This window comes from Burkholderia sp. YHN3-13, assembly GCF_055810675.1.
The window spans coordinates 45,639-57,860 of sequence record NZ_JBVVNQ010000006.1; the positions used below are offsets into that span (position 1 = coordinate 45,639).

Genomic DNA, 12,222 nt, shown 5'->3' on the forward strand with positions numbered 1-12,222 from the left:
ATCGCTATGGACTATGCAACTCTCAAGCTGATCTGGTGGCTGCTCGTCGGCGTGCTGCTGATCGGCTTCGCCGTCACCGACGGCTTCGACATGGGCGCGACCGCGCTGCTGCCGTTCCTCGGCAAGACCGACGACGAGCGCCGCATCATCGTCAACACCGTCGGCGCGACCTGGGAAGGCAACCAGGTGTGGCTGATCACGGCGGGCGGCGCGATGTTCGCCGCCTGGCCGCTCGTCTACGCGGCGTCGTTCTCCGGCTTCTACTTCGCGATGCTGCTCGTGCTGTTCGCGCTGTTCTTCCGGCCGGTGGGCTTCGACTACCGCAGCAAGCGGCCCGACCCGCGCTGGCGTGCCGGCTGGGACTGGGGCCTGTTCGTCGGCGGCTTCGTGCCGGCGCTCGTGTTCGGCGTCGCGTTCGGCAACCTGCTGCAGGGCGTGCCGTTCAAGTTCGACAGCGACCTGCGCGTGACCTACTACGGCGGCTTCTGGGCGCTGCTGAACCCGTTCGCGCTGCTGTGCGGGCTCGTCAGCCTCACGATGCTCGTCGCGCACGGCGCCGCGTTCATCAAGATGAAGACCGACGGCGTGATCGCGCGCCGCGCCTCGATCGCGCTGCGCGTGGCGTCGTTGCTCGCGGTCGTGCTGTTCGTGCTGGCCGGCGTGCTGGTCGCGTCGACCATCGGCGGCTTCCACATCACGCATGCCGCGCCGACCGACACCGTCGCGAACCCGCTGCTCAAGGATGTCGCCGCCGGCTCGGGCCTGTGGCTCGCGAACTACGGCGAATTCCCGTGGATGATCGCCGCCCCCGTGGTCGGCATCGCGGGCGGCCTGCTCGCGCTGCTGCTCGCCGGCTCGAAGCAGGAGAAGACGGCCTTCTTCTGCACGGGGCTGATGATCACCGGCGTGATCCTGACCGCGGGCTTCTCGATGTTCCCGTTCATCATGCCGTCGTCGCTCGACCCGCGCAGCAGCCTGACCGTGTGGGATTCGACATCGAGCCACCTGACGCTGCAGGTGATGCTGTTCGCGGTGATCGTGTTCCTGCCGATCATCCTGCTCTACACGAGCTGGGTGTATCGCGTGATGCGCGGCAAGGTCACGCGCCAGACGCTCGAAGAGAACAAGCACTCGATGTATTGAAGAACCGGGCCGGGGCGCGCCGCGCCCTCGCCCATCGTTTCGCAAGGAGTCGGATCATGTGGTATTTCAGCTGGATTCTCGGTATCGGCGTCGCGCTGTCGTTCGGCATCGTCAACGCGATGTGGCTCGAAGCGCGGCAGAAGGCGCAGGAAGTACCCGCGCGCGCCCGCCGCGACTGACGCCCGCCTGACCCGCGTGCGGCCGATCGCGCCGCCGCCGTCCGGAACGAACCTCGCATCACGCGAGGTTTTTTTCGTCCCGCCCCCGCCGGACGGGCGCCGTGCGTCGATGCCAATTTAGCGCCAGATTGATACCACTTGAATACCAATAAAAGGTTTCATAAGATCGTTGGACACGGCCGCTGACAGGCCGATTCCTTCTTGGGTGGGGGAGACATGCGAATCCCGTGTGGGGCGCGCGCGTGCGCGCCGTGTCGACGTCCGCGTGCGGCGGCGCCCGTCGTGCTCGCGCGCGGCGGGCCGAATCCGGCCGGCTACGCTCGACTCGCCGCCGCCGCGGCAATGGCGGCGCGCCGCCGATGACCCCACGCACACCGCCGCGCCGATCCGATCGGCACGCGTGCCCGCCTCCCGTTCCGTAACGCACGCCCCCGCGTGCAGATTGCGCGTGGTGCGGCCGCATCGCCCCGCGTGCTGGTATCGCCCGCAGCTCCACTGAAAGACCCGATCGCAGCGACGTCGTCCCACGACGCCGCTACGCCAACTTTTTAGGAGTTCGAATGAAAAGCATCTTGTCGTCCCTTCTTGCGAGCCTGCCGATCGCGGTGCTGTCGCCGGCCGCGATCGCGGCTCAACCGGCGCCGGCCACCGCCGGCACGACCGTCGGCACCGCGCCAGCCGCCGCGCGAGCGGCCAGTCTCGCGACGCTGCTGTCGAACGGCCTCGCGCTGCGCGTCGCCGTCGACAACAATCACGCGGCCACGGCCGGCGTGCCGCGCGCCGATCTCGGCGCGGACGGCGCGGCCTGCGCGACGGGCCGCCTGATCCTGCAGAACCGTGGCCACCAGGCGATCGCCGACGGCGGCTGGAAGCTCTATCTGCACAGCATCCGCCGGCTGTTGCGGATCGACCGCCCGGGCTTCGCGCTGCGGCGGCTCACCGGCGACCTGTACGAACTGACGCCGCAGCCGGGCTCGGTGCGGCTCGCGCCCGGCGAGCGCATCGAGCTGCCGTTCGTCGCCGAGTACTGGCTGCTGCGCTACAGCGACGTGATTCCGCGCCCGTATGTCGTGGTCGACGGCGCGCCGCCGGTCGTGCTGCGCTACAACGACACCGACGACGAGCTGCGCTACGTCGAATCGCTGCCGGCCGACGCGCAGAACAACTCGACCGGCAATGCACCGCCGGTGGCTGCACGGCCCGACGCGAGCCGCGCGCTGCCGAGCGTGAAACGCGCACAGCCGCTGCCCGGCACGCTCGAGCTGCGCGGCGTCGAACTCGCGCTGCCGGACCTGGCGGACGCGCAGGTCGCGGCACTGCGCGAACGCGCGGCGACACTCGGGCTCGACGGCGCGCGCACGCCGGTTCGCGGCGCCGTCGCGCCGCGCCGGCTGCCGGCCGACATCGCGACGCCGGGCGGTTACCGGCTCGCGATCGGGCCGCGCGGCGTGCTGATCGAAGGCTACGATCGCGCGGGCCTCTACTACGGCGTGCAAACGCTCTACTCGCTCGTGCCGGCCGGCGGCGGCCCGGTCCCGGCGATGCTCGTCGAGGATGCGCCGCGCTTCACGCACCGCGGGATGCACGTCGACCTCGCGCGCAACTTCAAGCACCCGGCGACGCTGCGCCGCCTGATCGACCAGATGAGCGCGTACAAGCTCAACCGCCTGCACCTGCACCTGTCCGACGACGAAGGCTGGCGCATCGAGATTCCCGGCCTGCCGGAGCTGACCGAAATCGGCGGGCGCCGCTGCCACGACCCGGACGAGACGCGCTGCCTGCTGCCGCAGCTCGGCTCGGGCCCCGACAACCGCTCGGGCGGCGGCTACCTGACGCGCGACGACTACGTGGCGCTCGTGCGCTACGCGGCCGCGCACTTCGTGCAGGTCATCCCCGAGATCGACATGCCCGCGCATGCGCGCGCGGCCGTCGTGACGATGGAGGCGCGCTACCGGCGGCTGCATGCGGCCGGCCGGGACCAGGAAGCGAACGCGTACCGGCTGCTCGATCCGCAGGACACGACGAACCTGACGACCGTGCAGTTCTACGACCGGCGCAGCGACCTGAACCCGTGCGTGCCGGGCGCGCTCAATTTCGCGTCGAAGGTAATCCGCGAGATCGCGGCGATGCATGCGGACGCGCAGGCGCCGCTGCGCACCTGGCACTACGGCGGCGACGAAGCGAAGAACATCTTCCTCGGCGGGGGCTTCCAGCCGCTGAACGGCACCGACCCGAACAAGGGGCGCATCGATCTCGCCGCGCAGGACAAGCCGTGGGCGCGCTCGCCCGCGTGCACGGCGCTGCTCCAGCGCGGCGAGATCAAGTCGATCGACGAGTTGCCGACGCGTTTCGCGAAACAGGTGAGCGCGGCCGTCAGCGCGAACGGGATCGACACGATGGCCGCGTGGCAGGACGGCATCAAGCATGCGAACGGGCCGCAGGACTTCAGCACGCGCCACGTGATGGTGTCGCTGTGGGACACGATCTTCTGGGGGGCGTCGGACAGCGCGCGCGACCTGAGCGGCAAGGGCTACCTGACGGTGCTCGCGCTGCCCGACTACCTGTACTTCGACTTCCCGTACACGCTCAACCCGCGCGAGCGCGGCTACTACTGGGGCTCGCACGCGACCGACGAGTACAAGGTGTTCTCGCTCGCGCCGGAGAACCTGCCGCAGAACGCCGAAGTGATGGGCGACCGTGACGGCAACCCGTTCGAGGCGACCGGCGCGGGCCCCGCGCCGCGCATCGAAGGCATGCAGGGCCAGGCATGGGGCGAGGTGATGCGCAACGACACCTTCCTCGAATACATGGCCTATCCGCGGCTGCTCGCGCTCGCCGAGCGCGCGTGGCACCGGGCCGACTGGGAGCTGCCGTATGCGGCCGGCGTGCGCTTCAAGCGCGGCGACACGCATCACGTCGACACGGCCGCGCTGCAGCGCGACTGGGCCGGTTTCGCGACGCTGCTCACGCAACGCGAATTGCCGAAGCTCGACCGCGCCGGTGTCGGCTACCGGAAGCCGACCTTCACGCTGACGAATCCGTGACCGGCTGAGCCGTCGGGCGCTGCGCGCGGCAGTCGACTGCCACGCGCCGTCGCCCCGCTCCAACGAAAAACGGCTTGCGACACATCGCAAGCCGTTTTTCGTTTTACCGCCCGGCCGAACCCGCATCGCGGGTCGGGCCGGTTTCATCGCATCAGGCCGGCTGCGCGGCCGCCCCGCCGGCCGACGGCGGCAGGCGCGCGCCGAGCTGTTCGGCATAACGTGCGGCCGCGTTGCCGCAGACGATGTGGAACGTGTCGAGCGACACCCACGCGACGTCGAGCGCACCGAGGCGATCGCGATCGACCGCCGACGGATCGCGCACGACGACGCGCAGGCGCGTGGTCGCCACCGCATCGAGCGACGCGACGTTGGTCGCGCCGCCGAACACCGCGAGCCAGCGCGTCGGCTCCGGATCGAGCGGGCCGGCGGCCGCGCCCGTGACGGGCTGCGCGGCGGCGGCCGGCGCGGCCGACGCGGCACCGGTCGCGCCGCTGCCGATCGCGGCACGCATTTCGTCGGCGATGATGTCGGCCTCCGGCCCGATGATCACCTGCACGCTGTTGCCGCCGCGCTTGAGCACGCCGCGCGCGCCGATCGACTTCAGTTCAGGTTCCGAGACCTTCTCCGGATCGACGACGGTCAGGCGCAGGCGCGTCGTGCAGGCGTCGACGACCGACAGGTTGCCCGCGCCGCCGAGCGCGGCGATGTAGCGTTGCGCGCGCGGTGCGGCGGCCGTCGCGGCGGCGCCCGCAGCCGGCGCGACGAAGCCGCCCGACGCGTACGATTCGGCAGCCGCATCGGCCGATGCCGGCTCGCGGCCCGGCGTGGCCATGTTGAACTTGCGGATGAAGAAGCGGAACAGCCCGTAGTACGCGACGCCGTACGCAATGCCGAGCGGGATCGCGATCCAGCCCTTCGTCGACAGCCCGTAGTTCAACACGTAGTCGATCGCGCCGGCCGAGAACGTGAAGCCGAGCTTCACGCCGAGAATCTGGCAGATCGCGAGCGACAGCCCCGTCAGGACCGCATGGATCACGTACAGCACCGGCGCGAGGAACATGAAGCTGAACTCGATCGGCTCGGTCACGCCGGTCAGGAACGACGTCAGCGCCATCGAGAACAGCAGGCCGCCGACCATCGCGCGGCGTTCCTTGGGCGCTTCGTGCAGCATCGCGAGACACGCCGCCGGCAGGCCGAACATCATGATCGGGAAAAAGCCAGCCATGAAGGTGCCCGCGGTCGGGTCGCCCGCGAAGAAGCGGTGCAGGTCGCCGTGCACGATCTCGCCGCCGGCCGGCGGCGTGAAGTTGCCGAACACGAACCACGCCAGCGAGTTGATGATGTGATGCAGGCCCGTGACGAGCAGCAGGCGGTTCAGGAAGCCGAACACGAACGCACCGATCGCGCCCGCCGTCGTCAGCCACTGGCCGGCCGCGTCGATCAGGTGCTGGACCGGCTGCCACACGTACCCGAACACGATGCCGAGCACCACGCACACCAGCCCCGTGATGATCGGCACGAACCGTTTGCCGCCGAAGAACGCGAGGTAGTCCGGCAGCTTGATGTCCTTGTAGCGGTTGTACAGCAGGCCCGCGACGACACCCGCGATGATCCCGGACAGCACGCCCATGTTCAGCTTGGGATCGATGTCCTTCATGATCGCGGTTTCGATCAGGTAGCCGATCGCGCCCGCGAGCGCCGCCACGCCGTTGTTGTCCTTCGCGAACCCGACCGCCACGCCGATCGCGAACAGCAGCGGCAGGTTGTCGAAGATCGCGCCGCCGGCGTCGGCGATCATCTTGATGTTGAACACGTCCGGCTGGCCGAGTCGCAGCAGGATGCCGGCGACCGGCAGTACCGCGATCGGCAGCATCAGTGCCCGGCCCAGGCCCTGTATTTTCAGAAACGGATTCCCGTTCATTCAGTCCTCCAATCCTTGTCTCTTCGTTAATCGTCGTTGCGCTGATTGCTTTCGTCGTCATACGGGCCACGAACCTGCCGCCGACGTTCAGTCGAGCGGCCAGACCTCGCGGCTTGCTGCCCTTACCGCCTGTGCCGAATCGAGCGCGAGCAGGTCCTGCGCGCGCTGACGGCACAACTGGTAATCGAGACGGCGCACACGCGCCTTGATGCCCGGCACCGATACGGGGTCGACCGACAGTTCGGTCACGCCGAGGCCCACCAGGATCGGCACCGCGAGCGGATCGCCGCCGAGCGCGCCGCACACGCCGACCCACTTGCCGTGCTTCGCCGCGCCGCGCACCGCGATGTCGATCAGGCGCAGCACGGCCGGATGCAGGCCGTCGGATTGCGCGGCCAGGTCGGCCTGGCAGCGGTCCATCGCGAGCGTGTACTGGGTCAGGTCGTTGGTGCCGATCGACAGGAAATCCGCGTGCTGCGCGAGCTGGTCGGCCAGCAGCGCGGCCGACGGCACCTCGATCATCACGCCGACCTCGATCGGCTCGGTGCGGCCCTGCGCGCGCGCGAATTCGTCGATGCGCTTGCGCAGCCGCACGAGTTCGCCGGCGTCGGTAACCATCGGCAGCAGGATGCGCACCGCGCCGAACGGCTTCACCGCGAGCAGGCCCTGCAATTGATCGTCGAGCAGGTCGGGGCGCACCTGCGCGAGGCGGATGCCGCGCAGGCCGAGTGCCGGGTTCGGTTCGGGCGGCAGCGTCAGGTAGTCGACTTCCTTGTCCGCGCCGACGTCGAGCGTGCGGATGATCGCGGTGCGGCCCTGCAGCGCGTCGACGATCGACTGGTAGCTCTGCTGGTGTTCGACGACCGTCGGCGCGGCCTGGCGATGGATGAACATCAGCTCGGTGCGCAGCAGGCCGACCGCGTCGGCGCCGTTGTCGACCGCGGTGTTCGCATCGTCGAGCGTCGCGATGTTCGCGGCGACCTCGATCGCGCGGCCGTCGACCGTCGCGGCGGCCGCACCGGCCAGTTGCCGGTTCGCCTCGCGCACGCCGTCCAGGCGCTGGCGTTCGTGCCGCGCGCGCTCGACGTCGAGTGCGGTCGGCGCGTGTTCGAGCCGGCCCGCGCTCGCATCGACGACGACCTGCGTGCCGTCCGGGATCGCGTACAGCGCATCGCCGACCGCGACCAGTGCCGGAATGCCGAGCTGCCGCGCGATGATCGCCGCGTGCGACGTCGCGCCGCCGCGCGCCATCACGAGCGCGGTCACGCGCTGGCGATCGAGCGACGACAGGTCGGACGGCGTGAATTCCTCGGCCGCGAGCACGGCCTCGTCGGGCAGCGTACGCGCGGCGCCGTTCGTGTGGCCGAGCGCGCGCAGCACGCGCTTCTCGATGTCGCGCAGGTCGGCCGCGCGTTCGGCGAGCAGCGCGTCGTCGAGCTTCGACAGCGTGTCGATCTGCGTGCGGATCGTCGCGCGCCACGCGAAGCCCGCGCTCTTGCCGAGGCTGATCAGGTCGCGCGCCGCGTCGATCAGCGTCGGATCTTCCAGCAGCACGCGATGCACCGCGAAGATGCCCGCTTCGCCGACCGCGCCGCGCGCCGACGCATTGCGCACCGTTTCGTCGAGTTCGGCGTCGACCGCCTTCAGCGCCTGGTCGAGCTGGCGGCTTTCGGTGGCCGGCGTGCCGGCGGCCTGTTCGGGCGGCACGATGTCCGCATCGTCCAGACGCACCAGCGCGCCGACCGCGATGCCGGGCGCCGCGCACACGCCCGCGAGCGTGTTCGGGTCCAGCGGTGCGCCGGTGCTGCGCGCAATCGTCCGCGGCACGGGCGACGTCATCCGCGCCGGCTTTTCCTCCACTTCGCCGTGCGCTTCGCGCAGCAGCTCGTGCTCGACCGCGTCGACCGCCTGCTGCGCATGCGCGCCGCGGCCGACCAGTTCGACCGTCGCGCCTTCGCCGGCGCCGAGGCCGAGCAGGCCGACGACGCTCGCGATCGATGCCTTGCGGCCGTCGAACAGCACGTCGACGGTCGCGTCGAACCCGCGCACGGCTTCGCGCGCCCGCGCGGCCGGCCGCGCATGCAGGCCGCCCGGCTGCGCCAGCACGATCTCGCGGCGCACTTCGTTCTGCGCCGCCGCACCGGTCTGCGCGGCCTGCACGGCCGCGTCGCCCTTGCCGCGCAACGTGAGCAGCGGCGTCTCGCCGGCCGTCGCGAAGCCGCTCGCGCGCGCGACGACCTCGAACGCGTCGGAGTTCGCGATCGCGATCACCGACACGAGCGAATGCGCGCTGCGCGCCACCGCATCCTGGTCGAATTCGATCAGCAGCGTGCCCGCTTCGACGCGCGCGCCGGCCTCGACGTGCGCGATGAAGCCCTGCCCGTTCAGCTCGACGGTGTCGATGCCGATGTGCAGCAGCACTTCGGCGCCTTGCGGCGTCGTGATCGTCACCGCGTGGCCCGTGCGCGCGAGATGCGACACGACGCCCGCGCACGGCGCGACGAGCCGGCCCGCGAGCGGGTCGATGCCGATGCCGTCGCCGAACATCCCGCCGGAGAACACCGGATCGGGCACGTCGGCCAGCGCGACGATCGGCCCCGTCAAGGGGCTAAGCAGGACGATCTGATCGGGGGTGGGGCTCTTCAACTGGGACTCCTCGGCGCGTCTCATCGGCTGTCTCGGCTATCAGTGCGTTTCGGTGACTTTGTTCAGGTGGCGCGGCGTGTCGGGATTGCGGCCGCGCGCGACGGCGAGATCCGCCGCCATCACGTAGAACGAAAGAATGGCGGTGATCGGGTCGAGCGCCGAATGGGCGGACTGCGCGAGCGGCAGCGTCGCGCCGGGCGTGCCGGCGGGCGCCGCGAGCAGCACGGCGGCGCCGCGGGCGCGCATGTCGTCGGCGAGCTGCAGCAGGCCGGCCTGTTCGGGCCCGGGCGGGGCGAACACGAGCAGCGGATAATCGCGGTCGATCAGCTCCATCGGGCCGTGCCGGACTTCGGCGCTCGAGAATGCCTCGGCCTGGATGCCGGAGGTTTCCTTCAGTTTCAACGCGGCTTCCTGCGCGATGGCGAGGCCAAGGCCGCGGCCGATGACGATCATCCGCTCGATACCGGCGAGCGCGGCGACGGCCTGCGACCAGTCGAGCCGGCCGGCCTGCGCGAGCACGTCGGGCAGCCCGCGCAGCGCGGTCATCAGCGCGGCGTCGCGCTGCCAGTAGGCGACGATCTGCGCGGACAGCGACAGCATCGCGATATAGCTCTTGGTCGCGGCGACCGACAGTTCGGGGCCGGCAAGCAACGGCAACTGGTGCTCGCATGCGTCGGCGAGCGGCGACGGCAGCACGTTCACGGCGGCGACGGTGCGTGCGCCGGCTTCGCGCAGCGCGGCCATCGTGTTGACGAGGTCGGGGCTCTTGCCCGACTGGGAGAACGCGATCGCGAGTTGGTCCTGCACCTTCAGCGGCGCCTGCTGCAGCGTCGCGACCGACATCGGCAGCGACGCGACCGGCACGCCGAGGCGGCTCATCGTCAGGCTCGCGAAATAGCTCGCGGCGTGATCCGAGCTGCCGCGCGCGACCGTCAGCGCGACGGCCGGCGGGTGATCGAGCAATTGGCCGGCGAGCGCTTCGACGCGCGTGGTGTCGGCGATCTGCGCGGCGACGACCTGGGCGGACTCGCGCGCTTCCTTAAGCATATTCGACAATCGATTCTCCTTCGACGTAGGTCGCGGTGAGGTTCAGGTCGCGGTCGAACACCGCGAGATCGGCCCATGCGCCGCGCTCGAGGCGGCCGCGATCGGCGACGCCAAGGTAATCGGCCGCGTAGCGCGACATCCGGTTCGACACGTCGGCGATCGGCAGGCCGAGCGACACGAGGTTGCGCAGCGCCTGGTCCATCGTCAGCGTGCTGCCGGCGAGCGTGCCGTCGGCGAGCCGCACGCCGCCGAGGCACTTCGTCACGTGCTGGCTGCCGAGCCGGTATTCGCCGTCGGGCATGCCGGTGGCCGACGTGCTGTCGGTCACGACGTACAGGCGCGGAATCGCGCGCAGCGCGGCCCGAATCGCGCCCGGGTGAACGTGCAGCAGGTCGGGGATGATTTCCGCGTATTCGGCGTGCGCAAGCGCCGCGCCCACGAGGCCCGGGTTGCGGTGGTGCAGCGGCGACATCGCGTTGAACAGGTGCGTGAAACCGCACGCGCCGTGCTTGAGCGCGGCGACCGCGTCGTCGTAGGTCGCGAGCGAGTGGCCGAGCTGCACGCGCACGCCGCGCGCGGCCATCTCGCCGATGATCTCGATGTGGCCCGCGATTTCCGGTGCCAGCGTGACCACGCGGATCGGCGCGATCGACAGGTACTTCAGCACTTCGTCGAGCACCGCCGACACGGCCGCGTCGGGCTGCGCGCCGAGCTTGCCGGGGTTGATGTACGGCCCTTCGAGGTGCACGCCGAGCACGCGCGCGCCGCCCGGCGTGCGGGTACGCGCGACGGTGCCGAGGTTCGCGACGACCTGCATCAGTTCGTCGCGCGGCGCGGTCATCGTCGTCGCGAGCAGGCTCGTCGTGCCGAATTGCGCGTGCGTGCGCGCGATCGTCTCGATCGCGTCGCCGCCTTCCATCACGTCGGCGCCGCCGCCGCCGTGCACGTGCAGGTCGATGAAGCCGGGCAGGATGTACGGCGCGTCGTTCGTCGCGGGATCGACGGGCGCGCCGTCGAGCGTGGTGATGCGGCCGTTCTCGCTATCGAGCGAACCGTGAATCCAGCCGTCGGGGGTGAGGATGTTGCCAGTCAGCATGACGTTTCTCTTGATGATCTGGTGACGCGGGCGTCCGCGTCGCGATTTGCCAATTCGTTGCGATTCATCGCGCGCGATTGCGTTCCATCGCGATCGCGCGCGATGCGCGCGCAGTCTCGCGCGTCAGCGTTTCAGTTCGGCGACGAAGTCGTAATAGTCGTCGCGGCAATACGTTTCGGTCACTTCGATCGCGCGCTGGTCGGCACCGTAGCCGATGCGCGTGATCACCAGGAGCGCCGCGCCGGGCTTTACCGCCATCCATTTCGCGATCTCGCGCGTCGCGTTCACCGCGCGAAAGTGCTGCAGCGCGCGCACGACGATCATGCCGCGCGCTTCGAGGTATTCGTACAGCGACGCGCCGAGCGCCTGCGGATCGGGCACCACCGCGGCCGGCAGCGTCGAGTGCTCGACGGCCATCACGATGCCGTCCGCGCGGCGCAGCCGTTCGAGCCGCGCCACCGTCGCACCCGGCGCGAGGCCGAGATGCGTGATCTCGTCGCGGCTCGCGGCGCGCAGCCGGCGCGACAGCCACACCGAATCGGGCACGAAGCCGCGCTGCTGCATCTTCGCGGTGAAGCCGACCAGACGCGACAGCGGATCGGCCACGCGCGGCGTGATGAAACTGCCCGCCCCGCGCGCCCGCTTGATCAACCCCTGCTCGACCAGCAGCGCCAATGCGCGACGCGCCGTGATGCGCGATACGCCGACCGACACCGACAGCAACCGCTCCGACGGCAGCGCCTCGCCGGCCCGCCACGCGCCGCCGTGGATCGCGCTCGCCAGGTTGCGGGCGAGCTGCAGATAGAGCGGCGTGTCGTCGAGGGGATCGGGCGCCAGTTCGGACCAGCCGGTTTCCATGTGCCTCCGGGTGTCGGACGACGATCTCGGACCGTCGAAAGTGAACGCATTATATAACCACCATAATACCAGTCAACGAACTGGTATTAGCATCGCGGAAATCGCCGGAAGCCTTGCCCGGCAAGCGTTTTAGTGCCGGCAAAGCCTTTGTTTACAAAGCAGTGCGGGATAGGGATTTACCCGAGGTGGTATGCAAGGGGACAGTTCGAGGGCATGACCCGGCGAGATTTCGGACGCGGATATAAGACCGAAATAGAACCAATTAGTCCAACTGGTATGCACCTGCCG

The 12,222-nt window shown here is 70.0% G+C and carries 8 protein-coding genes; 3 read left to right on the forward strand and 5 right to left on the reverse strand.

From position 1 onward, the window contains the following. The first annotated feature begins 6 nt into the window (after positions 1–6). From cydB to AC0KUR_RS15970, 3 genes are all read left to right on the forward strand, one after another. The gene (gene cydB / locus AC0KUR_RS15960) at positions 7–1,143 is read left to right on the forward strand and encodes a cytochrome d ubiquinol oxidase subunit II (RefSeq protein ID WP_034189253.1); all 1,137 of its coding nucleotides are present in this window, start codon (positions 7–9) and stop codon (positions 1,141–1,143) included. 56 nt (positions 1,144–1,199) lie between these two features. Further along, positions 1,200–1,322 carry a cytochrome bd-I oxidase subunit CydX gene (gene cydX, locus AC0KUR_RS15965; protein WP_124608962.1) on the forward strand — a complete coding sequence of 41 codons (123 nt, stop codon included), beginning with the start codon at positions 1,200–1,202 and terminating at the stop codon, positions 1,320–1,322. 560 nt (positions 1,323–1,882) lie between these two features. Beyond that, complete coding sequence (locus tag AC0KUR_RS15970; RefSeq protein WP_473376161.1) at positions 1,883–4,366, forward strand: family 20 glycosylhydrolase; 2,484 nt, start codon at positions 1,883–1,885, stop codon at positions 4,364–4,366. Positions 4,367–4,517: 151 nt separating this feature from the next. Here AC0KUR_RS15970 and nagE read toward each other — a convergent pair whose 3' ends face one another. From nagE to AC0KUR_RS15995, 5 genes are all read right to left on the reverse strand, one after another. Further along, positions 4,518–6,287: an N-acetylglucosamine-specific PTS transporter subunit IIBC gene (gene nagE, locus AC0KUR_RS15975; RefSeq protein ID WP_059558745.1), complete on the reverse strand. Its 1,770-nt coding sequence runs from the start codon at positions 6,285–6,287 to the stop codon at positions 4,518–4,520. Between the two features lie 87 nt (positions 6,288–6,374). Continuing rightward, on the reverse strand, positions 6,375–8,957 hold the full coding sequence (gene ptsP, locus AC0KUR_RS15980) for a phosphoenolpyruvate--protein phosphotransferase (RefSeq protein ID WP_343727627.1): 2,583 nt from the start codon (positions 8,955–8,957) through the stop codon (positions 6,375–6,377). 15 nt (positions 8,958–8,972) lie between these two features. Beyond that, positions 8,973–9,980, reverse strand: a complete 1,008-nt coding sequence (locus AC0KUR_RS15985) for an SIS domain-containing protein (RefSeq protein ID WP_473376222.1) — start codon at positions 9,978–9,980, stop codon at positions 8,973–8,975. Beyond that, positions 9,973–11,076: an N-acetylglucosamine-6-phosphate deacetylase gene (gene nagA / locus AC0KUR_RS15990; RefSeq protein ID WP_034189247.1), complete on the reverse strand. Its 1,104-nt coding sequence runs from the start codon at positions 11,074–11,076 to the stop codon at positions 9,973–9,975. Before nagA ends, AC0KUR_RS15985 begins: the two co-directional genes overlap by 8 nt. A gap of 123 nt (positions 11,077–11,199) precedes the next feature. Further along, the gene (locus AC0KUR_RS15995; RefSeq protein WP_034189246.1) at positions 11,200–11,934 is read right to left on the reverse strand and encodes a GntR family transcriptional regulator; all 735 of its coding nucleotides are present in this window, start codon (positions 11,932–11,934) and stop codon (positions 11,200–11,202) included. Positions 11,935–12,222: the final 288 nt, after the last annotated feature.